The organism is Fibrobacter sp. UWH9 (assembly GCF_900129715.1).
In the GTDB taxonomy this organism is placed as follows: domain Bacteria; phylum Fibrobacterota; class Fibrobacteria; order Fibrobacterales; family Fibrobacteraceae; genus Fibrobacter.
Map to the genome: position 1 here is coordinate 69,093 of NZ_FQWP01000006.1, position 25,495 is coordinate 94,587.

Annotated in this window: 10 protein-coding genes; 3 read left to right on the top strand and 7 right to left on the bottom strand. The window is 51.0% G+C overall.

The features are described 5' to 3' along the window. Nucleotides 1-10: 10 nt before the first annotated feature. Together BUB94_RS07165 and BUB94_RS07170 are read right to left on the bottom strand one after the other, a co-directional pair. Entirely contained in the window at nucleotides 11-2,617 is a 2,607-nt protein-coding gene (locus tag BUB94_RS07165; protein WP_073235544.1) for an NPCBM/NEW2 domain-containing protein, read from the bottom strand. Further along, a complete protein-coding gene (locus BUB94_RS07170; protein ID WP_175549693.1) occupies nucleotides 2,614-4,578 on the bottom strand; it encodes a M6 family metalloprotease domain-containing protein in 1,965 nt (654 codons plus the stop codon). The genes BUB94_RS07165 and BUB94_RS07170 overlap by 4 nt, the downstream gene beginning before the upstream one ends. Before the next feature lie 225 nt (nucleotides 4,579-4,803). Between BUB94_RS07170 and BUB94_RS07175 the strand changes: the two genes are divergently transcribed. The 3 genes from BUB94_RS07175 to BUB94_RS07185 all read left to right on the top strand — a co-directional run bounded on the left by BUB94_RS07175 (nucleotide 4,804) and on the right by BUB94_RS07185 (nucleotide 8,450). Beyond that, nucleotides 4,804-6,873 (top strand): transketolase family protein, encoded by a 2,070-nt coding sequence (locus tag BUB94_RS07175; RefSeq protein WP_073157248.1) that lies wholly within the window; start codon nucleotides 4,804-4,806, stop codon nucleotides 6,871-6,873. Nucleotides 6,874-7,020: 147 nt separating this feature from the next. Beyond that, nucleotides 7,021-7,464: a transcriptional regulator NrdR gene (gene nrdR, locus BUB94_RS07180; protein WP_073157245.1), complete on the top strand. Its 444-nt coding sequence runs from the start codon at nucleotides 7,021-7,023 to the stop codon at nucleotides 7,462-7,464. 32 nt (nucleotides 7,465-7,496) lie between these two features. Then, the gene (locus tag BUB94_RS07185; protein ID WP_073235554.1) at nucleotides 7,497-8,450 is read left to right on the top strand and encodes a class I SAM-dependent rRNA methyltransferase; all 954 of its coding nucleotides are present in this window, start codon (nucleotides 7,497-7,499) and stop codon (nucleotides 8,448-8,450) included. On the opposite strand, the gene BUB94_RS07190 is transcribed toward BUB94_RS07185, so the two are convergent. The 5 genes from BUB94_RS07190 to BUB94_RS07210 form a co-directional block, all read right to left on the bottom strand. Further along, nucleotides 8,447-9,973 carry a sigma-54 dependent transcriptional regulator gene (locus BUB94_RS07190; protein WP_073157238.1) on the bottom strand — a complete coding sequence of 509 codons (1,527 nt, stop codon included), beginning with the start codon at nucleotides 9,971-9,973 and terminating at the stop codon, nucleotides 8,447-8,449. The genes BUB94_RS07185 and BUB94_RS07190 overlap by 4 nt on opposite strands. 24 nt (nucleotides 9,974-9,997) lie before the next feature. Continuing rightward, on the bottom strand, nucleotides 9,998-10,372 hold the full coding sequence (locus BUB94_RS07195; RefSeq protein WP_073157234.1) for a response regulator transcription factor: 375 nt from the start codon (nucleotides 10,370-10,372) through the stop codon (nucleotides 9,998-10,000). A gap of 1 nt (nucleotide 10,373) precedes the next feature. Beyond that, nucleotides 10,374-12,659 carry a PAS domain-containing sensor histidine kinase gene (locus tag BUB94_RS07200; protein ID WP_073235557.1) on the bottom strand — a complete coding sequence of 762 codons (2,286 nt, stop codon included), beginning with the start codon at nucleotides 12,657-12,659 and terminating at the stop codon, nucleotides 10,374-10,376. An 85-nt stretch (nucleotides 12,660-12,744) separates the two neighbouring features. Then, nucleotides 12,745-18,648, bottom strand: coding sequence for a glycoside hydrolase family 9 protein (locus tag BUB94_RS07205; RefSeq protein WP_073235560.1), 5,904 nt, complete (start codon nucleotides 18,646-18,648; stop codon nucleotides 12,745-12,747). A 94-nt stretch (nucleotides 18,649-18,742) separates the two neighbouring features. Beyond that, the gene (locus tag BUB94_RS07210) at nucleotides 18,743-25,405 is read right to left on the bottom strand and encodes a glycoside hydrolase family 9 protein (protein WP_175549694.1); all 6,663 of its coding nucleotides are present in this window, start codon (nucleotides 25,403-25,405) and stop codon (nucleotides 18,743-18,745) included. Between the last annotated feature and the right edge of the window lie 90 nt (nucleotides 25,406-25,495).

A 25,495-nucleotide genomic window follows, 5' to 3' on the forward strand; every position in this document is an offset into this window, starting at 1 on the left:
CCGATTTAAACTAGGGAATAAGAACTGCATTTACGAAGTCTACGTGAGTGCAGTCCTTGCTGCCCTTGGGGGTCGACTTCAAAGTTAGCTTTTGGACACCTTCAATACGAACTGTTAAGGTGTGTGCGGTACCATTTGTGAAGACCGGTGTAGAATTCAACACCTTTCCGTCACCTTCAATTTCTACAAAAACGCCGTCACTGCAGAGGGATTCGTCATCCAGACCCACTGTGGTGCGGAATAGGGAGTACTTGCCGCCGACATCGTAAGTCGTCTGGGAGGGGGAATGGGTTCCCAGTCCGCTGTCGTAATTTTGCCCGTCAACGGTCATCTTCTTCCCTTCGATGCTTGTGTTGAAGTGAAGATTGCCCCAGCCTTGCTGATGACTTTCATAATTCAATTCGGTTAGCGGAATGGCGCCACCTTCCTTGTTCATATAGTTAATCACCTTGTCTACCAGTTTTTTCTGCTTACTTGTGTCATTAACTATAAAGCGGAACTGGTTGAAACCGGGCTGCAAGGCCTCCGTCGAGGTGACCTGCTGGAACTCACCAAGTTGGTAAGGCTTGCGGATCATAATCTTGTTGTTCAGAGTAATGATCAGTTCCCAGTTTGCGATGGCTTCGCTAGATTCCTTTAGGGAGTAGGAAATGCTCAAGGTGTCGGTGACGACTTTATTTACGTCTGTGTTTTCATCAACCTCGTTCAAGTTTTTTTCTGCGGGCTGTGCTTCGGTTAGCTTGGGTTCCTGGACGTCAATAATCTTTTGAGTATTGTAGTTCTTGCGACCGTTAAACTTGGCGATTTGAACCCAGTAGTTGTTCGTAATAAGGATGTTCTTGATTCCGTCCATTTCCATTTCGCGCTCGAATACGTCGCAAGTGGTGGGGATGCGGTGTTCCACTGCTTTCTTGTGGTAGGTCTTGCTATCCCAACAATCCAGTCCACGGATATAATAGACTTCTCCCTGGTAGCGATCTATCAATTTCTGCATATCTTCGGAGGACAGATTTCTGGCCCTGTCATAATGAATGGAAGAAATTCCGTAACCGACAAAGTGCCAAGGTCTGCCATAGATAAACATCCTCGGTTTCTTGGGAAGTTCTCCCAGCCATTCTAGGATGGAATGTTCTTCTACGGTCAGGTGATTGCGGTTATACATGATGTTGTTGTTGAAGTCTGCCTTGTAGTGGAACGTCCACCCGGTAAAGCCGAGGGCGACCAGTATCATAATGGCGATCAGAGTGACCGGCGAAGGCTTCTTGTCACTTAGGCTGTTGGCCAATGCCTGGATCAAGTGGGCTATGGGCAGTGCTGCCACGAAAGCCATACTGGGAATCATGACTAGGCTGTAGCGCTGGTTGATCTGGATGCCGAAATCCCCGGAGACGTTTTCAAGAATCATGTAGGTCTGGATATGGTAGAGGAGCAGGAACGCCAGCATTTTCAGATAGAAGTAGCGGCTTTCTCCGGATCCCTTAACGGAATCCCAGACGGCTCTGCATAGCAGGTAGATTCCGCCAACGGCAAACAGATAGTTGAAGTAAGTCAGGAAGGGGTTGGTCAGTTCGCCGTTTTCCTTGAGGGGTAAGGTCATCTCTTGCCAGTTCTTGACCAGGTCTTCAAGGAAGTGGCCGTGGGCGCTGAATTCGCCCCCCTGGAAACCGAATCCCTGGAAGTAGCTGATGGTCAGCAAAACGGGGGTAGAGAATACGGAAAGGATAACGAAGAAGGTGGGGCACTTGGCGCTTTTGGAATCCAACAGTTTGGGTAATGCAAACAGGATGAAGGGCGCAAAGCAGAATACTGTTTCTTGACGGGTCTGGGCGAAGAAGGCCAGAACCAGTGCCAGTATGGCCCAATGCTTGATTGTGTTACGGTCATAGGTCCATTTGAAAACCAGGAGTGCCAGGGCCGAAAGGAAAATGTAGAGGGGTTCCACGGACATGGCGCGGAACTGGAAAAGTACGGTGGGTTGTAGCGCCATTAACAGGGAGGCGAAGAAGGCTAGGAGCGGTTGCCTTGTCCAGGCGACCACGGCCAGGAACATGAGCAGGATGGCCAGAGGAAGCATGGCCAATTCCATGTTGAATATCCAATGAAGATCAGTGCCGAGGAACGGCATACCGATGAGGTAGAGGAATGCCAGACCCTTGGTCTTGAAGCTGTTGGATTTGGCGATGCAGTTCAGGGAACCGTTTTCGAAGTACCCCTGGTTGCAAGTTCCTGATTCCTGGTTGTAGAACATGTTCTGTGCAACAGAAAGGAAAATGCTTTCATCGCTTTGGACTCGATGGCGGGCCTCAATCTGGGTGCCGGCAAAAATGGTAATGGCTGCTGTAAAGACCAGGATGGCGATGCAGTAAGGTTTCGCCGGTAGGATGGACTTGAGCCAATCGCGCAAATCCTTGTGAAGCATGACAAGCAGGGCGATCCCTGCGGCGAGCTGCACGAGGAATAGGGGCATAGGCAATTTAAGATCCAGCATCTGTATGGTGGACTTGTGGCCTACATTAGGTCCGAGGTAAATGAGAAAGGGAATTATGATGGCTACGATAAGACCGACAATGGTTCCACCATGAGCCAGATTTTTCAAAAGTTTCTTTAGAGAATTCATTCCCTAAATATAAATAAACTGTGCCCGATTTTTTTGCCGTTGCGGCTTACCGATAGCATCAATGGTTGCCTATAATGGCGAAGCTTTTCTGTGGGCATGCTGCCGGTGAATTCTTCCTGGAATAAAAGCTGACCGTTCATAGAGAAAACCTGCAAGGTCTTGACTTGCGTGCTTTCAAAATTTGTCTGCGAAAGCCTGTTTCCGGTAACGTCCTCTTCGGCGATTTCAATCCAGGGGGAGGAACTGGATTCAGGCTCCGGTTCCACTTCCGCTTTGCTGCTGGAAGATACCTGGAGATCGATGATTTCTTCATCCACGGGAACGCTGTCCGAGGGTACTTCCATCAGGTCCTCTGCAGTACCTTCCATCAGGTCGATGCTTCCTGAGTCGGCGTCCATATCCACATTGAACGTGATGTAGGAATAGTTGCGAGATTCGGAAATATTGCTAATGGATACCCCCAGGTCTGTGTTGCCCCAGGTGATGAATTTGTTAAAACTTCTGACTCGCGCGCTTCCGGGGAATGGCGTTCTTGTTCGGTTCTGATAGCTTCCGTTTCCGCTGGCTTCTTCGATGTCTACGTGCAGGTGAACGCCCGTATTTACGGCGGCGGAATCCCAGGCATTCTTGTTATAGTCGATATGCCATATGAGCATGCCGTGGGTAGGCAAGGCTTTGTCCCATCCCGAGGAACTGCGGTATTCCATCAAGAAAAATTCGTCGGGATTTTTGGGGCTGGTCACTTGCAGGGCGACGTTGTTCTGGAGGCCACTCAGTTTGACGGATCCTTTTATATTCAATTCCGTAGTAGAAATCCAGCCCAGTGAAAGTCTCTCAAATGCAGATAAATTTGGCGGAACCGTTCCTGCCGCTTCTTTAGTCGTTAGACGGTCGTAGGCTCCGGCGTCCATAAGGTCCCAGGTGGAAGGCGTGAAAATGGTATCGTTGTTTGAATACAGGTCCATAAGACCTAACAGATGGCTGAATTCATGAAGGAACTGCCCGACACCCGATGTTATTTTTGTCGTGGAATCTTGCTGGTTCGTTGCTCCATCCAGTTCGGCGCTGCAGGCGTAGGGTTCTACGTAGTAGGTCTTTCTCAGGGATGTCGAAACCCTGTAGGGACTTCTGAATATCCATTTATGGGGCCAAATGGAAGAATCCTGTTTGGAATCGTGGGCGCCGAAGCCGGCAAAGATCATGTGGACGAAGTCTAGGTAACGGTTGTTGTCGTTGTCGTACTTGCTAAAATCAAAATTCTGTTTTTTAAGAGAGTCCAGCGCTTCCTTCAAGGCGTTTTGCGCCCCCATGGTTCCGTTGCGGGATAGTTCTCCGTAATTGGCTACTGTGTTGCTGACAGTGAATGGACCGACCACGTCAAAGTGGGGCTTGAATATGCCAAGGGAATTGTCTACATAGTAATCTCTGGCGCTGCCCTGATTTCCGCCTAGCTTGTATCCTTCCTGGTTGAGTAGACTATCGAAAACGGCCTGGGGATTCTCGGAAGAGAATTTCACATCCTGGAATTGGACGAGGACGACTAGGACGTTTTTTTCTCCGGATTTCAGGTTGGGATTTACGGCGGGCATACGGAGGGGCGACGGGGTGGATTGCTCCGTATTGGCGCTATCCATTTTTGCCGGGGCGTCCGGATTGATAGGGTTGCTGATTTGTTCGCGGAGTTTGCTGAGGGCGTCTGATTTTTTGTGCGGCTTTCTGGAAGAGGGTTTGCCGTCATCGCCTACGTAACGGAGTACGCCCTTGCTGTCGCGGGTCATGGGGTAGCCGTCAACGGATTCGACGTAATGGAATCTTTCGTCCCCCTTCTTGGTTACGGTTAGGGTGGTTCCGTCGGGTTGTCTTACCTCGTAGTTCTTTTCGGGGGCGGGTATGCTCCAGACACTGGTCGCCAGGATGAGTGACCATACAAAGACCCAGATAGGACAACGAGACGTTTTCATGATAATGAACATAAAAAAAATAAGATGGCAGAGAAACACTCAAACTTTTATAGAAATGAGGTTTTTTGTTTCGTTTAGTGAACGTCTGTGTACTGCTTGGGGCTGAAATTCCCGTTTTCGTTCACGTAGTGGGATATGTGGCCTTGAGAATTTTATGTAAAAAACTAAATTTGGCTCAAATTTTAAGGGCGGCTCATCGCCTATTATATAGAGAGAGGTAAAAAAGTGCAAGACGCGATCGTTACTAAAGCGGCCGACAACGTTCGAATTCTTTCCGCTGCCATGGTGCAGAAGGCTAAGTCCGGTCATCCGGGTGGAGCCATGGGTGCAGCTGATGCTATCAGCCTGCTTTTCGCAGAATTCCTCCGCTTCGATCCTGAAAACCCCAATTGGGAAGCTCGTGACCGTTTCTTCATGGATCCGGGCCATATGTCTGCACTTCTCTATTCCGAACTTGCCCTCCAGGGTAAGCTCAATATGGAAGACCTGAAGAACTTCCGCCAGCTGAACAGCCGTACTCCCGGTCATCCGGAAGTTGAAGTGGCTCTTGGCATCGAAAACTCCAGTGGTCCTCTGGGCATCGGTCATGCAGTTGCCCTGGGTAACGCCATTGCAGAACGCTTCATGGTGGAACGTTTCGGCGACATCCTGAACCACAAGGTGGTCTGCCTGGTTTCCGACGGCGGTCTCGAAGAAGAAATCGCCTACGGCGTGGGCCGCGTTGCTGGTCACCTCAAACTCTCTAACTTGATTTTCTTCTACGATGCAAACCAGGTCCAGCTGTCCTGCCGTTGCGAAGACGTGATGAGCCACGACTTCAAGAAGCAGTACGAAGCATGGGGCTTCCGCGTTATCGACGTGGCTGATGGTTCCGACATTGCATCTCTCCGTAAGGCTTTCAAGGAAGCATGGGCAGAAACTGAAAAGCCCACTATCGTGATTGGTCACACCACCATGGCCAAGGGTGCCATTGCTGAAGACGGTAAGTCCTTCGAAGGTGCTGTTTCCACTCACGGCCAGCCGCTGAATGCCGCTGGTGCTTCTACCGACGCTACCGTCAAGAATCTGGGTGGCGATCCGGCTGATCCGTTCAAAATTTTCCCCGAAGTTGCAGAAGCATTCGAAGCCCGCAAGGCCGAACTCCGCAAGGAAGTTGAAGCCTGGAAGAAGGCCAAGGCTGCCTGGGACGCTGCAAATCCTGAAAAGGCTGCAACCCTCAAGGAATGGCTCTCCGGCAAGGCTCCGAAGATCGACCTCTCCGGTCTGGAACTGAAGGAAGGCGTTGCAACTCGCGTTACCTCCGGTACCATCCTCGGCCACCTGGCTGAAAATGTGAAGAACTGCATCTGCTCTTCTGCTGACCTTTCTAACTCCGATAACACTCAGGCCTTCCTGAACAAGACCGGTATCTTCCGCGCTAACGACTTCAAGGGCGGCTTCGTCCAGGTTGGCGTTGCAGAATTGACCATGGGTGCTATCTGCTGCGGTATCGCCCTCCACGGCGGTCTCTACCCGATTTGCGCCACCTTCTTCGTGTTCAGCGACTTCATGAAGCCGGTGCTCCGTATGGCTGCTCTCATGGGTCTGCCTGTTAAGTTTATGTACACCCACGACAGCTTCCGCGTTGGCGAAGACGGTCCCACTCATCAGCCCATCGAACACGAAACTCAGATTCGTCTTCTGGAAGGCCTCAAGAAGGCTAACGGTAAGTCTGAAATGCTGGTCCTCCGTCCGGCTGACGCTTTTGAAACTGTGGCTGCCTGGGAAATGGCTTTCGAAAACAACGATAGCCCCACTACCATCATCCTGACCCGCCAGAACGTGAAGACTCTCCCCGGCGATCGCAAGGTTGAAGCTGCCAAGTGCCGCAAGGGTGCTTACGTTGTTAGTGATAACTGCGGTTCCGCCCGTCCGGACCTCACCTTCGTCTCTAACGGTTCCGATGTGCTCCTGACTCACGACGCTGCTGAAGTGCTCCGTGCCGAAGGCCTCAAGGTTCGCGTTGTTTCTATGATTAGCCCGGCCCTCTTCATGAGCCAGAGCAAGGAATACCGCGACTCCGTCATCACTCCGTGGACTCCGGTGTTTGCCAAGTCCAGCGGTCTCCCGCTGCTGTTCGCTCAGGTTGTAGGTGGCTTTGGTAAGGTTTCCGGTCTGGAACGCTTCGGTGCTTCCGCTCCGGCTGGCGTCCTGGAAAAGGAATTCGGTTACACTCCGGAAGCCGTTGTTGCCGCAGCCAAGGAATACCTGGCTGAATACAAGGCTAACGTAGAGGAATTCAAGAAGAATAACTAGCTGTGAGGGCGGCGCTTTGCGCCTTCGAGGTGTGAGCTCGCCTTGCTGCGCAAGGCTTTGGGGTAAAGCAAGTGTGAAATCTCTGTTTTATCTTCGGAACCTCACTCCTCTAGGGCCATAGGCCCGACCTCATACCTCAATACCAATATGATTTGCCCGTTTTGCAAGAAAGATAACGACAAGGTCGTTGATAGCCGCGCTATCGGTTCCTACATCAGGCGCCGTCGCGAGTGCGTGGAATGCGGTCGCCGCTTCTCCACTCGTGAGTACGTGGAACTTCAGCCCTTGACTGTTATCAAACGCAACGGGGAACATGAACCGTTCCAGCGCGAAAAACTTCTTCGCGGAGTCATCAACTCCTGCAAGAAACGTCCTGTCTCCGTTTCTGATATGGAACAGCTGGCGATCAACGTTGAAAACGCCTTGACCGTTACCGAAAATTTCGAAGTGACTTACGATCAGATCGGTAACCTGGTCATGCAGGAACTGAAGAAACTGGATGCGGTCGCCTATGTGCGATTTGCGTCCATCTATCGCGAATTCAAGGAAGTTGACGAATTCGTCAATCAGATCAAAACTATGGATAAGTAAGGAGACCCTGTGGGCTCCTTTTTATTTGTTCTATGGCCGACTTCAAGAATCTTCTGCTGCAAGCCCACGAAAAACGTTCGCCTCTCTTTGATGTGACGGATGCCTATCGTGTTGTCAATGGGGCAGCAGATGGCTTTCCCGGCTTGACTCTGGATAAGTTTGGCGACCGTTTTCAGATTCAGTTCTTTGGACCTGAACTGTTGAGTCAGAAAAAGGCCGTTGCCACGGCCATAGCAGACATTTTTAATCCCGTATGCCTTGTGGTTAAGGAACGCCTTTCTCGGGCTGGAAAATCCCTCGAAAACGCCCCTATGGAGGTCCTAGTTGGTTCTCCTGCTGATTCCGTGGGAATTGTTCACGAAGGACCTGCCCAATTCAACATCGACCTGCTGGATACGGTGAATCCGGGACTCTTCCTGGATATGCGTTCTGTGCGCTTGGAAATAGGTAAACGCTGTGCTGGCAGGCGTTTTTTGAACCTGTTCAGCTATACCTGTTCTTTCTCTGTTCATGCACGCCTCGGCGGTGCTGAAATCGCTACCAATGCCGACATTAGCGGAAAGATTCTGGACAAGGGCCGCGAGAACTTTAAGCTGAATGGACTGGATTTGCGCCCGGGAGAATTCTTCCGTGGTAACGCCATCGAGTACGTTCACTGGGCTCAGAAGAAAGGCCTCAAGTTCGACGGCATCGTTCTGGATCCGCCCAGCTTTGCCCGATTCAAGGGTGCGAACTTTAACGTCAGGGAACACTTGATGCCGCTGGTTGCAGACTGTGCGACCATCCTGAACAAGGGTGGCTTTTTCATGGTCAGTTCCAACTACAGCGAATTCAATTTGAACGCCTTTGCCCGCGATGTCCGGGATGCGGTGGCTTCTGTACATGGAAACGCACAGACCGCCTGGAAACGTTCCCAGGACATTGATTTTAATGGAAGCGGTAACACCAAGGATAGCTGCCTGGTGGCAACTCTCGTTGAAGTCTAATCTTCCCCGTTCATTTCAATCTTGAGGTCTTTAAGCTTGCGCCATAGGGTGGCGCGGCTGATGCCTAGTTTGCTGCAGACCAGGGTCTTGTTGTTCTTGCAGACGCTGAGGGCACGAAGGATATATCGACGTTCCATTTCCTCGAGGGTAATCAGGTCGTCGTTTTCTTCGACGGGTGCTGCTGCGGGGGCGGCGACAGTCGGCGTTGCGGGGCTGCTTTCGTGGGCGATGGCAATGGGGCTGATCGGGGCGTTGAAAACCACCGTTCCGTAATCGATAGATTCCGTGGCGGCATTCTGCTCAGCAGATTCTTCAGTCTCGCTGTCTGCTTCCCGCTTGATATGGGGAATAGCGACGGTAGCTTCTCGGGAAACGTTCTGGACGTTTTCGGGGAGGTCTTCGAAACGGATGATGCCCCCCTCGGATAGCACGATGGCGTGTTCCAGAATATTTTCCAGTTCACGGATGTTGCCGGGGTAGGGGTATTTGGTCAGGGCATACAAGGCCGCCGGTTCCACATCTACAATATCCTTGCCCTGACTTTCCTTGTTCTTTAGGATAAAGTATTTAATCAGGTTGGGAAGCGCAGCCTTTCGTTCGCGAAGGGGCGGCAATTGCAGATGGAACGTGTTCAGTCGGTAGTACAGGTCTTCGCGGAAATTTCCGCTGACCATGCGGTCTTGCAGGTTCCTGTTGGTGGCGGCGATAATGCGAACGTCCAGGTAGCGGGCTTCGGTTTCGCCTACCCTGCGAATTTCATGACTCTGCAAGAATCGCAGCAACTTGACTTGGGTCGCAGGAGAAAGTTCGCCCACTTCATCAAGGAAGAGCGTGCCTCCGTTGGCGGATTCGAACAAGCCCTTCTTGTCGGTGGTAGAGCCGGTGTAGGCTCCCTTCTTGCTACCGAACAATTCACTTTCCACAAGGTTCTCGGGAATGGCTCCGCAGTTTACGGCTACGAAGGGCTCGTTGGCTCGCTTGCTGTAGCGGTGTACCACGTTGGCCAGGAATTCCTTGCCGGAACCGGATTCGCCGGTGATGAGGACTGTGCTGTTGGTAGGGGCGATCTTGTAGACCGTCTTCAGAATCTTTCGCATTTCGGGAGTGTTGCCCAAAAGGCTGTCCAGCACCTGAGACTCCATGAGCTGGTTGTTGGACTTGTTCTGAAGCTGAGCCTGGATTTTCTGTGCGGTGCTTTCCAGTAGCGAAAGCGTTACGGGTTTCTTTAAGAAACTGTTGGCTCCGCGGGTGATGGCGCTGGCTGCTCCCTGCCAGTTGCGGTCATCGCACAGTACAAAAATTTCAATTCCCGGGTGGCGTTCCTTGAGGTAGCTCACCATATCCATATTGTCTTGCATCAAGAAAGGAACCTCGATAAACGCAAGGTCTATCGAGCCTTCTTTTGCAATAGGCATGAGTTCGCTCTCGGTACTGCAAGTACGCAGGTTGGTGCCTGCTACAGACCAGGAACGCTGGATGTCGCTGATAAATTTCTGATCAAAGTCAGCGATCAGGATGTTCATGGACTACTAAACCTAAACAACCGATTAGGCGTGAGCCTTGATGATTTCTTCCACCTTGGCGCGGAGAGCCTGCAGGTCCACCGGCTTGTTGAAGGTAGCGGCAACATCGAAGTGCTGTGCGGTAATCAGATAGTCGTCGGCTGCAGTTCTGCCACCACCGCTAACGGCGATGGTACGGTCGCTCATGTTCAGGCGACGGAGGTCCAGGATGACTTCGTAACCGTCAACATCCGGCATGATGATGTCGGTGATGATCACGTCATAAGTCTTGTTCTGGTAAAGGGCCTTGGCGTCCTTGCCGTTAGAGGCTGTTTCGACGGAATAGCCCTTGATTTCAAGAGCGGATTTCAACATCAGGTTGAACTGTTCGTCGTCATCGATAACCAAAATAGTGGACATATTAGTCCTCCTTCTTCGTTTCAGTTTCACTTTCTATATACAAAGGCCAATATAGATTAAAAGTTGTGCCCTTACCTAAGGTTGTATGCACAGTGAAGTACGCATTTCCCTCTTTTAGCAGTCTTAGGGCCGAAGAAAGGCCCAATCCCAGGCCTTCGCCCGGTGCCTTGGTGGTAAAGAAGGGGGCGAATATGCGTTCCAGGGTTCCCGAATCCATGCCGCTGCCGGTATCCGAAATGTCCATCTGGGCGTATTGTCCTGCCGGTACGGGGGGCGCATAGGGGGTAATCAGTTCCTTTTCCAGAATTGCCTGGTGGAGGGTGAATGTCAGGGTGCCTCCGGTCTTCTTCATGGCGAAAATAGCGTTGTTGGCCATGTTGCTTATGATGCGGTCCAAAGAGGCGACGATGCCCTTGATTTTTAGGCTGTGGTCCAGTTCTCGGCTGTTCAGCGTAATGTTGGGCGGAAGAGTCAGCGAAACCTTCTTAACCACATCTTCGATAATCATGTAGGGAGAGAACACCATGGCCGGCGTTGCAGCGCTGGCGTTTCCGCGGATGGCGTTCAACAGTTCTTCTAGGGATGTCTTGCCTCGCTGGGCGGCCTTCAGGGCTTCGGCGATGAACATGCTGGCTTGGTGTCCTTCGGGAAGCATTTCCTGGGCAAGTTGGCAGAAACCAATCTGGGAACCGAGAATGTTGTTGTAGTCATGGGCGAATGCACCGCACATAGTACCCAATTCTTCGAGGCGGGAATGGATGAACTTCTGTTCGCGGAGCATGTTTCGTTCCTGTTCCAGTCTGCGCTGTTCCGTCATGTCCACCTTGATACACAGGGTCTTGTAGGGGGCCTTGCCCTGGATAATAGGAATGTACATGTTGTCGAAGAATCCGTAGGATTCCCCATTCTTGGCCAGCGCGTTGGCTTCGTCCTGGGTAATCTCCTTGCCGTCCTTATCTTCGATGGATGGGTGTACGCGGACTTCGCCCAGTTCTCTTGCATCCCGTTCAAAACTGGTAATGTCCTGAGCGTCATCGCTGGCGCCTTCGCGGGCACCGTTCTTTTCTAGATCCAGCTGATTCTGTTTCTGGTAGACACCCAGTTCGTTCTTGTACCACACTCTAAAGGGGAGCGCGTTAATCAAGGTGTTCAGGACGTTTTCCTTTTCGGCCTTGATGCTGGCTTCTCTATTTAGACGGTCCTGGTAACGGACGAGGTCGTGAGTGTATTCCACATACTGGTCGTTCAACGTCTTCAAATTTTGCTGTAGGAGCAAGGTCTTTGACTGGTCTACAAAAAAGGCGATGTTCAGCACGGTGGTCAAGGTCTGACTGTTCTTGAAGAAATGAATCTTGAAAGAGTGCGTCTCGCCGTTGATGGTAATGCGAATGTCGTTGTAGACCGTTTCCTTGAAGAATTCCAGACTGGGCGGGAAGATACTCTTGATGGAGCGACCTTTCATGTTGGTCGTGGAAATTCCTAACAACTTAGCGGCGCCCTGGTTGGCATGCTCGATTTGTCCGTTGTCATCGAAATAGATGATGCCTTCTTCCATCTTGCTGATCAGCTTGTTAACTAACCAGTAGGAACTTTTATTTTTATAAGATACCGAGGTGTAGTATTGACCGCAAAGAAGAGTGAGGAATACCGCCATGAACTGGTTCCAGATCATGAGCTGCGTTGTGCCCGGTATGAATTTTTCGGGGCCGGTATAGACTCCCTTCAGCAAGGGAATGATGATGTCGAAACAGAAGGCCAGAGCCGCAATGATAGCGAAGGACACACCCATGTAAGAACTGGTCTTGGCCGCCACGACGTTGATGGAGCTGAGTCCGTTTCGTCCCAGTTGATAAATGACGGCTATGTAGCTGGGCAACAGGAAGACCATGTATATAAGAACGAATGCAATGAAAATTGGACGTTCCTTAAACGGCTGGATTTCCCAAAAAGTCAAACTGGTCAAAGCTTCGGGAGCAATCGCTAGCAATAGAGTTAATGCTAGGATGATAATAGTTCCGATGGTGTTGGATAGGGTGCGGAATTTTTCGTGCTTCTTGAACGATACCTGTTCTCCAATATGGTAGCATTCATTACCGACTCTAATCCAGGCGAGAGCCTGGATCCCGAATACAATCTGGCGCCCGATATGAGCCGATGAACCGGGTTCCATGATTCCGCTAAAAAAGAGAATGCCGATGATACTACACAGGTTCCAGACGATGTTAATCAAGATCAGACGACGGAGCGGCTTCGGTATCAGCTGAACCGTCATCTTGTTTCCGAGCATTGTCGGAAAATAGCAGGATAGCACAAGTGCTATTGCCGATAGAATTAACAAGTATGGGGAATCTGAGTAGATAATCTCGGACATTTTATTTTGCTCGTTTTACACCAAACTTTTCGGTTTTGTCGTAGGAATCCTTGTAATTGAATCTGCTGATTGTCTTACTATCCTTAGACAGGTTCGGTGTGAAAATGTAGTCTATCTGAGCCTTGAATATGTAGGCACCTGTTCCCACAGAGCGTCCATTTTCAGACTGAAGGCCTGTTACTGCCATATTGGGCCATTCCAGGTAGAGTTTTATCTTGCCGGCAGTTGACAGATGCTTGTCGGGAGTCAAGACGTACCGAACCAGGGAACGGTTAACATAGCTGCCCAGGTTGGAGTAGATAGGCATGTTAAGTTTGAATGTGAGTGCGTCCCATGCTGCAGATTCCGAAGTGGAGGCTCCACGGGGGACTTCCATCTCGATTTCCCAGATGGCTCCACGAAGAAGATCGGGACTGATTCCTGTTTGAACGATTTGACCGTTCTCTATAAGGTCTAATTTTTTTGTATTTACGTCAAGTGCATAGAATCTTATACCGGACTTTCCGGGAAGGCTCAAGTCGGTAGCAAGGGGTCTTGTCACCTGTTCGCGGAGGTGAATGTCAAACTTGATGGTCGGATTACCAGAACCAGAAATAGGAATCCAGGGGTTGTTCAGCGAGGGGGTGTTTCCGTTCTGGTCCACCAGGGCGCTGAATTCCTTGGGCTGCATACGGAGCAGACTTCCGTCGTTAATGGTAATCTTGTCATTCTGCAGGTAGATTCCCTGTATATGAGAATTTCCGCCGAGTAGCGCGCAAGACTGAATCGTGTTTTGATAGATTGCCGAATCCGCGTCGCCATTTTTCTGGCGATAGAAAATTTGATTTATGTCGTGGATATTTACCGGTTCACTAATTTCGATGTCCAGCAGGTCAAACTTGTCTGTCCTTGTGAGGTGTGCGGACACGAACACGGGACCGACAGAATCCTTTGCGAGAATTTCGTTTGATTCGTAGGATGCGTCTGAACCGAGGTGCTGTGCAACCTTACCTGCATTGTTCATCCCGATGGTTCCTCCATCATAAGGACCGCTTGTGTTACCGTAGCTGAAGGGAATAGGGAGATTCAGGCTTGCGTAGAGACTGTCCGGAGTGAAGGTCAGGGAGGTGCCTGCAACCCACAGAGTTTCCGGCTTTGCCTTGCCGAAGATAATGGATATCTGGTCAGGAATGTGTTTTCTGTCCATGGCTCGGGAGTATTGCAGGTCGATATGTTCTGCAGAGCCGTCTTCGTCTGCGTCGGAAATCACTGCATACTGCAGCGGGATTGGCAGTAACTTCAGAGTTATGGGGAGGATGGGCTGCCCGCAGACTTCAGATACCTTGTTGCCGCTCTTGTCGGTAATGGAACTGGTGGTCAACAGCTGGCCGAACATGCCTTCTGTTACGGCGGAACTGCCATCAGCGTTGAAGGCAATTTCGAATTCCCAAACGTTCAAGGAGTCGTTGTAAAGCTGAGAGAACAAGACGGTGGGGGCCTCTGCCTTAGTCGACTTATCCGTTGCGAAAAGCTGGATGGGCCAGATTTCGCCGGGGGCCGAAATCGGTTCGCTGAACTTCATGTACACCTTATCTGTTTTCGCGGTGTCCATACGTTCCAGAACGGAGATTGACAGCAAAGTGGGTGCGATACCGTCTAGGTATTGAGCTTCCTCGTTCTTGATTTCTCCCTTATAGTTAGAGAGGAGGGCTATGTATCCGGAGGGATTCGTGTTCGTTGTGGTGTCGCTGATATTGAGAGCGAGGACAATGTCCTTTCCGGATTGGCTGACGATATTGGTTGTTGTAAGGGTATCGGACTTATAAAGGTATCTGACCTCGATGAAGGAGGCACTGTCGTCGTAAGCCTTTGACAGGGTGATGTTCAATGCGTCTGGCTTGTTGTCGCAATCGGTGTCTACCATCTTGGCCACTTCGATAATGGGCCAGGGCGGCAGATCCTGAATGAATAGTTCCGCAGAGGCTGGCTGGTACTCAATCTTGGAGCCGCCACTGCTGCGGGCATACATTATGGTCGTGTCTGCAATGCTGGAGGCGACATAGAATGTGGCTTCTCCATTAATCAGGGTGATGCTGGTAATAGAGATTGTGGCATCATAGGTGGCATAGAACTGAACCGTATTGTTGTCTGTAGTCAGTTCCAGCGTAATGCTAACCGTATCCATAAGGGCCATTGTACTGTCTAGCAGGGATACGTGAACTTCGGCCTTGTGGGCTCCATTTTCGCCCTTGTAGGTAACATACTGCTTCTTGTCAAAAACAAGATAGCGCTGTTCCGGCGGGGTTGTAATGGTGTCGACTTCTACGTTGGTCCTATAGATGGCGCAGGCGCAGTCATACTGATTCTGGGAACTCTTATTGGCGCCATGGTTGTGCCAGCTGACCCATTCTACGTAGTTGTTACCGTAACCTAGAATGGAATCCTTCTTGAAGATGAAGGAGTCGGTACGCGGAGAGGCGTCGTATACGAAGTCCTGGGAGACTCCATTCATTTCCAGGTCATCCAGGAAGCCTGTGGGGCTTACGGTGCTGGATCCCACATAGGAGATTGCGGAGTCAACTGTTTCAACAGAATAATGGGGGCTGATAAAGGGCGAGGTGAAATTCAGGGCTACGGTGCGGTTGACCTGGGGACCATTTTCCGGAGTGTAGTCGGGGCCATAGCCGTAGATATGCTTGCCGTGATAGTAAACAACGATGTAGGGGTCTTCCACGTAGGAAATAACCTTGTTGCCGTTGGCATCGGTTTCCACCGCTTCAGTTTCCTGGGCGGTGAAGTAGGGTGCCTGTGTAAGGTCTACGCCTGCGAAATAGGCCGGGTCGCTGCTTGCTGTATGGGGAATGAGGGACCAGCCGCCATCAAAGTCCTTGAAGGTGGCTCCGCCATCCATAAACTTGACCTGGAAAATCATCTGGCCCGAAACGCTCAAGGTATCCTTGATGGTAATGGGCAGGTAGTACTCGCCATTTGTAGGAGTGGGGTTTCCGAAAGAAATCTCCTTGATCGATTTCATGGTTCCATTGCCATTCCAGTTCTGGGTAAGGGGAGTCCAGGTGATTACCTGGAAGTTTGACGATTTACCCAGATAGAGTCTGACTTCAAAATCATGGAAGCTGATGGAATCGTTGTTGGATATAGAAATGAAGAATTCATGGCAGTCTTGCCAGTTGGTGCATTCTGCCTGGTAGGAACTGGGCTTGATATATATTTCCAGGTCGGCGTAGGTGGCGTAGGAATCCGTTGTGAAACTGTAACCTGTGCCGCCGTTGTTATCGGTGGTGATGCCTGAAGAAACGGTAAAGTAGTATGTCGTGCCCGGCTGTAAATCGGTAAGTTTTGCTTCGTGGAACAGAACAGCTCCGCCTTCTGCATTTTGAGCTTCGTTCAGGGCGCTCATGGAGGTGCCGTAATTGACAACGCCATTCATGCGGTCAGAAGACCACCAGTAAATCTTTGCGCTCCTATTGTCGACCTGGCAGATGGTTACGCCGCTGATCGTTGTGGCGGCCTTGGTCATGGTAAACTGGTACCACTGTCCATGATTGTCATCGGTGGTCATATTGCGCTTGGTGTCCATACCTTCCAGGAAGAAGTAGTAGGTTTCACCCAAGGTCAGACCTTCCAAGGTAATGGCGCCGCCCTTGGTTGCCTTTGATTGCTGCACGGACTTGGCGGTAGAAAGATCGGGGGAGGTGTTGTAGAATACGGTTACCAGGGCGACTTCGTTTGCGTCCCAGCTAATAATGGCTTCTGTGTCAGAAATCGGAGTGCCTGCAATGTTGCTGAACAGCGGACCTTCTGCATCGATGGGCAAGGTTTGTGCCAAACTCTGAGCCGGGAAGAGAAGCTGTGCAGAGAAGTCAATGCAAGTTTCTGTAGAGGTGAATTTGCTCCAGTCTTCAATCAATGTCTTTGTGGGTTCACGTCCTCCCATGAGGGCGCCGATGGGGCACTTGTACTTGTAGGGCATTGCGCCTGCATTATATCCATCGGGGTTGGCGGCTCGGTTATGGGGGTGCTGCGGGTTCTTGTCGCCAGCGCCCAGTAGCAGAGAAATATCCCAGGGGTTTGCACCTAATGCATAATACATGTTGTCAAGAGAAACTCTCAGGTAGCGTTCATCCTGCATCAGTTCGTAAAGAAGGAACACAGCGACGGCCGAACCCATATTGTAACGGACAACACCCCAGTCAAAGCCTGGCCATACCAGGTTGTAGGGCGGTGTTACTTGAACCTTAGTCTCGCTTTCTCTGGGTTCTCCTGCGGATCCCGGATAGGTGACTGCGGTGGAATCTCCGCTAGTGTTTGTTTGGATCTGCTTGCGGAAAGCGGCCATGACTCGCTTTGTGAGTGCATCTCGTTCCGTTTCAGAAATGTTGTACTTGGCTGTAACTTGCGGATCGTTAAGAATCAATTTCTGGATCGAGAACAGGACATAGGCAAAAAGATTCTGATAGTCTGTTGCCCAGGAATTGTTGAAACCCGGACCTGTTCCCAGATAACCAGCTTCAAAGAAGGCTAGGTCATATACGGCATGGCTATTGACATTCAGTTCCTTGTTGTTGAACAAGTCATATTTATAGGTCGTGTCTCCGGTTGCGTACCAAAGAGAGGTGGCGGCCGCTGCCGCATCGTCTTCGCAGAGACCCATGCCGGAGTAGTAACCCTTACCATTAAACTGGATTGGATCGGTAGGATCGGTCTTGTAGAAAGTGGCCTTTCCTTTTCTAGCGCAGGCTTTTTCTGAAAATTCCCCTTCCTTTTCGCTTCCGTATTTTATGAATGTGGGCTTGACAATCTTGGAATAGATTGTCTTGGCTGCTTCCAGGAGGGAATCCGAATAATCGGGGTCGTAGACTTTATAGCCTGCGGCAACGTTGGCCAGGGCCGCTGCATAAACGCCGGCAACGTTCGTTCCGATGTCCTTGAGAACCAGTCGATCAGGACCACCTTTTGCCTGAGACTGTTTGTCCTGACGTTCGGGCAAATCCCAGAAGGCATGGTCAAAGTCACTCATGCCCACGGTATGATACATATCGCCTTTTTCAATGAGACCATCTTCCACAGAAGCGTTATAGAGCTTCATGATGTAATCGGTTCCGACTTTGGCCTCGTACAGAACGTCGGGAATGCCATCGGTAAACACCGTGTCGGCATAGGAGTTCCCGTAACGGTCTTCGGCCTTGTCCTGGTAGGTGAGGTAGACCATGGATAAAACGTATGAGGCATAGCCTACGGTTTCTGCAACCTTGAAATGGTCACCGCAATCGTGCCAGCCACCTGTCAAGTCATGGCCTACTCTAGAACCGTCCTGCAGATGGCATGCTCCATGGAAATGGGATTTCGTATTTCCGCAACGTTGAATGCCGAAGAACTTCAGAGAGTTTTCAAGAATGGCGTTGTATATAGACGGATGGATATGGAAGGTCGCTGAAGTATCGTTTCCCACCACGACAAAGTATTCGCCAGGTGTGGTAGGGGATAACTTGGTGAAGTCCGCCCTATAGAGACTTTCTGTATTGGTTGTTTCCGTCGTATCGCCGAATTCATAAACGCTTTCAAGAGAATTAAAAGCTCCGTTAATCCAAATGTTTGGCTTGATGGCGTTAGAACGGATTAGGCTTAATGATCCGCTAAAGGATTCTGCCCCCGTCTTGGCGTCAACGACAGAGAACTTGGTGGCCTTTGGGTCGGCCACATAGGCGTATTTGTAATCCTGCGGTCTAAAACCACTTTGGTTCAGACGAATAGAACGTCGGCCGTAAACGTTGACTGAGTCCTGGTAGCGACGGTCATGGACCTTGTCGGTCCTGTCAAGGTTTGGAAGGTCGGCTGCAATTACACTGGATGCCGCCATGCCTAAAAACAATAAAATTCCAACTAGTTTCTTGAAACTTTTACTCATAAAAAAAACTCCTACCCGTTTCAAATAACACAAAAGAATGTGGTCTTTCTGGACCACATTCTCTCGCTATCATAAGTTTTATAACACCTGCATCTTACTGCTTGATTCGCCTAAACCCGAAGGTCTTGGTGAAGGTGTCAGAACCGCTGATGTCTTCTCTGGTGTCGCCAGCTTCCTTAACTTCCGGGAAGACCGTGCTAGAGGCATGGGTCTTGAACTTGGCGATGTAAGGACCAGTACCAATCTTCTTTCCGTCGGCACTCATGGGGTAATCTTCAGGAGCGCACCATTCCAGATAGAAGGTGATTGTGCTACCTGCAGAGATGAAATCCTTGAGGTACTTGGTGGAATCGGCATAATGGGTGTTAATGACATAGGCGCCGATGTTTGTAAAGATGCTCAGGTCAAAGCCCAAACCGTATTCACGGGTGTTGCCGAAGGGCAGTGCGACTTCGATTTCGAATACAGGGCCTGCGCTCTTGTAGTTAGGAATCGGAGCGGAACCTACCTTGTTGAGTACGTTGTCGCCTGCAGCCAGGATGATGGTCTCGCCAGCCTTGTTCTTTGCGGTCAGACGGAAGTTTTCGCCCTTTGCAAAAGGTGTGCCGCCGTAGTAAACATCATAATTGTTTCTGGACTTGGTAACCGGTTCGGTAGAGACAATTGTGAACTTCACGTTGGATACAGATCCGGTGACGGGGACCCAGGGAGTTTCCTGTCCCGGGAAGTTTCCTGCCATATCTCTGAGAGTGCCGAGGCTTATGTCAGAAACCATGCGGAGGGAGTCGCCAATCCAGATGGCTGCTGCTTCCTTATGCATGTAACTCAGACGGATCGAGGAAGATCCAGAAGAAAGAATCATTGCGAGGGTCGGAGTATTCATGGGGCTGTAGAATACGCCTGCGGCACCTTCGCGGCTTCTTTCCACCACGCGGGGCTGATATACGGTGTCAATCGGTTCAGAGAAGGTCAGATTGACTTCATCCTGAGAACCTCTTTCCTCGTCACCGATGTCGAAGCCTCGCCACTGAGCAGAAAGGAGAATCGGGGCGCAGTTATCATGGAGGTCTGCAGTATTGTCGGAAATCTGGCTTTCAATGGGGCCGAGACGGGGACGCACGGTACCCTTGTATTCGTTGGTCTTGGGATCCTTGTTGGAACCGTAGGTCATATTCTTGTAGATGCCCTTCTCAACAGCCACACGGATGATGGAGTGGTAGAGAATAGAATCCTTGGTTCCCAGGGTGTCGATCTTCGGGACGAAAGTGGAATCCTGCTTGGTTTCGTAGGTAGAGCAGGTCTGCTTTGTCATTGTAGAAGTGGTATCGACCTTCAATACGGTACTGTCGGTGGGCGCGAGCGTAGAATCATCGGCAGGATAAGTGTAGTTCCAGGTAGTATCTGTTTCTACAACAATGATATCCTTGAATTCAACACAGGTCTTCTGAATGCTACCCTTGATCCAGGTACCGTTTGCGGAGTCCAGCTTTGTGTCGTAGATCGTAACGGTTCCTGCTTTGATTTCCTCCCTGGTCCAGCCGTTAACAGGCATAGTGAATGCCTGGTATACTGCCGGGTTACCCCAGTATACATCGATGGTGTCCGGGATGTCCTTGTCGCGGAGAGCCCTTACGAATTCCACGTAGATCTCATCGGGCTGTCCATCGCCAGTAACGTCAGTAATCTTTGCGTACTGAACGGGAACGGGGCGAACGGCTTCGATGATGGTCACGGGGGCGCAAGTTGCGAGCTTATTGCCAAACAGGTCTGTAATGTTGAAGGCCTGGGGAACTTCAGCCTGCTTACCTGCCTTGACTGCGAAGTTTTCGTTTCCTTCGATAACGTACTGCCAGCTCTTGCCGTTGTCATCCGTCTTTGCCGAGACAACCTTGATGGAACTCAAATCCACGGCAGTCTGGTTTTCGTATACGGAGAGAGGCCAGCTCTTGGTATCAACAATATTGACCGGTTCAGAGAATACCAGCTTCAGGGTATCCTGAGCATTCACATGATCTTCGTTTTCGAGGATAGAGACGCTGGTCAACTTGGGCTTTACGCGATCGGTGAGAGCGACTTCTGCAGAACTTGCAGTGCCCTTTTCTCGCATGTAGACAATCACCTTGCCGACGGGGTTAGCACCAACCAGGGAGTCTGCGACGGAGAATGATATTTCCTTGCCTGTAACCGTTGCTGTGGGAACTAGGGTGAATCTATCGCCTTCGGAGGAGCCTTCAGATTCCATAACCACAATCATACTATCCATGATGATGTCGGTGCCGTCAAAGGAGGCGTTGTCGAAGCTTACGGTCAATGTTGCACTTGTCAGGGCATCGCCAGTCAAAGTACAGACATTGTTCTGCACGACTGCTTCCTTCGGGGTCGGCTTGGTGGCTTCAGCGTAGAACCAGGCAGAATCGCGGTCATCTTCATCTTCTGCGTCGACGTATTTCACCATGATGGTGTCGCCGCCGTAGAACGGAATGTGGGGGAGGCCTCCTTCGCTAGCAGAGGCGTTGAGCATATCGCTGCTGAAGTAACCGAGATTTTCGTCAGTTCTCTTCAGGGTTACAATTGCGGAATCCTTTGTGCGGGAATTATGCACAGAAACGGTTACCGTTGAATTGTTGCGGTTGTCCTTGTCGCGGAGTTCGATATGGAACTTGTTGGAACCATCGATCGGAGCCGGACTAGAGACGGAATTTCCATCCTGGGCAATGAGCAACAGAGAACTCTGAGTGCGGTCACCCTTGCTGAACTGGATGTAGTAGGAACGGTTGATAAAGGCGCAACCACCGTTTTCTACGCAGTAGGAACATGACGGATCCGGGCCTGCAAATACGGTAATGTCAACCTTGTTGGTACCGATGGTCAGCTTGACCGGAATATCCAGGGCATAACGACCGGTAGAATTGTCGTAAATGGCTGCCTTGGCCAGCTGTTCGTTGGTCAGCGCGACACCGTTTACCCAGATGGAATTCACGTAACCGCTTTCGGTGATGAATGCCTGACCCTTGACATGCATGGTGCTGGTGGTAGAGTCAATCTGGATGTAGGAACCGTTAGATACGTTGAAGGGGGCGTCAAAACTCATCGTGATTTCGTAGTTGGCGCGCTTGTTAATCATTTCGTCGTAAGAGGGGCTAAAGCCAGAAATGAATTCGCCCTTGCGGTAAACTGCAATGTAGGGGTTCACAGGAGCCTGTTCAATATCGCCCTGGTCCTTTTCCCAGGAAGGAACACCTGCGTAGTCGGCACCGTCAACTTCACGAGAGTGGGCCGTCCAGGTCCAGTCCTTGGTATTGGGGATGAGGAAGCGCTTCTTGCCAGGAGTACGCAGTGTTTCGCACATGTTGTTCTGATAGATACCAGAAGAGAAGCCTACGTCAACACGCATACGAGAAGAGGACTTGATGAGAGTTCCGCCCAGCGGGATAGGAATGTACCAGTCGTATTCTCCCGTTGCCGGGTTGTAGGTGTCTTCCAGCTTGACAGGAACGGCATGACGCAAGTAATAGCGGAGAGAGTCGTCAACGTTTTCGCCTGCGGCATTTACGCAAGGTCTGTTGAAGCCTGCTTCATCGTAAGCCTGGCAGATATCGGAGTCGATCAGCAGCGGGCAAGTACCCGGCTGGTTGTTCACGCCAGGAACAGCTTCGATTTCTTCGGGCTTTGCAGTCACGTAGAGACGCAGTTCGATATTGTCGAATTGACGGTCTTCATTATTGATAAGGTTCAGGTTCAGGAAGTCCATTCCACCGAATTCATACTGATAGACGCTGACATCAAAGTTGTAGCGGGTAACGGGGGTGGTGAACTTGAGGGGCTGACCCTTGTCGTCGTTGCAGCGGATGGAACCGTTACTTTCGACGCAGTAATAATAGGTAGTCTGTTCTTCCAGGTCGCCGAACTTGACGTAATGGAAACTGGTGGGGATGCCGGAAACGTCAGCGTTGCCGACGATGTCGCAACTTTGGGCTGCTGCACCCGGGCAGATCATCTGGTCGTAGGGTTTGACTTCGGTATCCCAGTATACCTTGGATTCGTACTGACCGTTAGGAGTGTACCACATGACTTCGGCGGTATCTGCAGTCAGGTTACAGATCTTGACGTTCTGGATATCGGCATCGCCCGGAGGGCTTACGAGCGTCGTGAAGGAGAAGGGGGTGCTGGTGCTGTCTACAAGCCACTTGGTGGTGTAGGCTTCACTACGTGCGTTAATGGAAATGACCTTGAAGTAGTAAGTGGTTCCGTTCTGGAGTTCAGTCAGGTTGAATTCGTGAGTGACACTGTTGATGGTGTCCTTGACCGGAGTATTGAAAGGACCAGTTTCGTTGGTGCTGTACAGAATCATTGCGGGGCCGCGGACATCCTGGCCAACCTTGATGATTGCGCTGTTATAGCCGACGTAACGAATTTCCACATTGATTTCGGAAGGTGCGCGGTTGCGATCTTCTTCCTTGATGGCGGCAGAGGCTGCGGCAAGGAACATTGCGGTTGCGTCGATACAGGTTTCAGACTTGTAGTAGTCTTCCCAGCTCAGGGTAGACGGATCCCATTCGTTGTCGCCTTCGGGAGGAACACCGCCGAACAAGGCGCCTACAGGGGGCTTATAGGTATAACCAGCACCCGGCATGTTCTTGCCTTCGGGGTTTGCTGCACGATGATGGGGGTGGTTGTCGCTCTTGTCGCCCACGCCGATCATAAAGGAAATATCCCAGGGGTTCACACCGAAGAGGTAGTTCAGCTGGTTGATACCGAGCTGCTTCATCTTTTCGGAATTCCAGTTCTGAACGCCCTTCTGGGGAAGTCTAACTCCTTCCAGGTCCTTGGTTACGTCTGCGTATGCGAACACGTCAAAGATGTTGCCTGCCTGGTAGCGGTTGTAAATCCAGGCCATCTGAGTCTGCATCTGGTACCAGAGGTCGCTTGCAGAAACGTTCTTGGTTCCATCGCTGGGGTTCGGAATAGGAATAGAGGTGGAGCCTGTGCCGGAACGGGCTGCTACGTTGTTAGCCAACATGAAGGCGACGTTTTCTGCATACCAGAGACGTTCGTCGTGAGTGATTCCGTAATGGGTAGAAATACTGTCGTTCTTGAGGAGGAGCTTGTAGAAACCGTACAGGGCGTAGGTCTGAACGTTTGCCCAGTCGGTGTTACTGCTCTTACGCATACCGTCACGCTTGGCTGCCATCCAGCCACCGCGGAAGAAGCCTACGCCAGGTTCCTGATCGGTACCGATGGTCTTGTCTTCTACGGCATCGTTAAGGTACTTCATACCGGAATCGGGGTAGGTTCCATAATGCAGGGCTACTGCTGCGATACTGATATCGTCGATGTAGGAGTTGCTTCCGCTATAGGCGGGAGTGCCCCATTCGCCCTTTTCCTTGTTGTTGTTGAACTTCAAACCATTGCCGTAGGTCGGCTGGTCCAGAGCGAGAGCTCTTGCGAATTCATAGATAGCTACGGCTGCCATCTTACAGGAGTCGGCGAAAGCCTTGTCGTAGAAGGCGTATTCCTTACCGAGAATAGCGAGACCTGCTGCAATTTCACTAGAAACGTTGGCGCCCAGTTCACCCAGACGGACGTCACGTTCATGAGGACCTCCTCTACCCTTCAAGGTTGCGGGAAGGGCGTCCTGGTTTTCCGGTCTGCCCCACCAGCCGTGGTCAGCGCCGAAGTTACCCACAGAAACAGGCATATTGTCTACAATGCCGCCAGCTACGCGGTAAGCTCTCAGGAAGTAGTCTGCACCATGCTTGGCTTCGCGGAGAATGTCGGGAATACCGTCGGTGTTGACTGTTTCGGCGTGGTTGTAGGCGTAGTTGTCATCGTCGCGATCCGGGTTACCGGCGGCGGTAATGGCAAGAACCATGAATGCATAAGCCTGGGTGTAAGATTCCTTAAGATGGTCACCGCAGTCGTACCAGCCACCTTGGAGGTCGCCTTCCTTGGGGGAGATGGGGGTTGCTGCTGCACCAGCGGTAATGTTGTTGACCACGGGGCCACCACCATCCTTGGTATGGCTGGGCTTGTGGAACCAGGATTCAGAGTTACCGCTTCGGTTGACGCCGTAGAACTTCAGCAAGGCGTCGCGAACCATGGAGTAAACGCGGGGGCTGATGATGAATGTTGATGAGTACTGCTTGAGGACCTTCACGCGGTAGCGGGTGTCCTGGGCGAGGCCACCGGCAAGCTGGGTCAGGTTACCGATACAGACCTTGCCTTCGGGAGCGTCGGCAGAGGATGTATAGCGGCCCTGGTTGGCTGTTGCGGCGTCGGTACCAGCCTTAATGTTCCAGGAAGAGGTCGTTGTCAGACCAGACGACATGAAGGTACCACCCTTGGCCACTTCGTTACCATCCAGGTCAACGACGGAATAGGTTTCGGTACAGTTTCCGTCAGAAACGTAGTAGAACTGCATTTCCGGATCGTCGGGCAGGTAGCCTGCCTGGTTAATACGGATACGACCGATGCGGAGGTTTTGCGCGTCGCGGAATGCCTGGTTCAGGGAGTCAGGAATCAGTCCGTTGGGAACGAAGTCCTGAGGCATGGAACCGACTGCGGGCACAGTATTGTGCTTCTTTGCGTTGGGCACGTACTTACTAAAACTCTGTACGGTACCGCCTTCATCAGTAGCGGCGGTATCCCACGTCATCGGCCAAATAGGTCGAATCAGATCGTACGGGGTCGGTTGCTCCTGTTCTACAGCGAACAACGCTGTCGCTAGCAACAATACGGGTACAACAAAAAACGGCATAAAGCCTCCTTTAGAAAAAAATCCCATCAACACGGGAACAAGATAGCCTTTTTTTCGTGACTTGTTTCACCGAAAAAAAATTACAAAGAC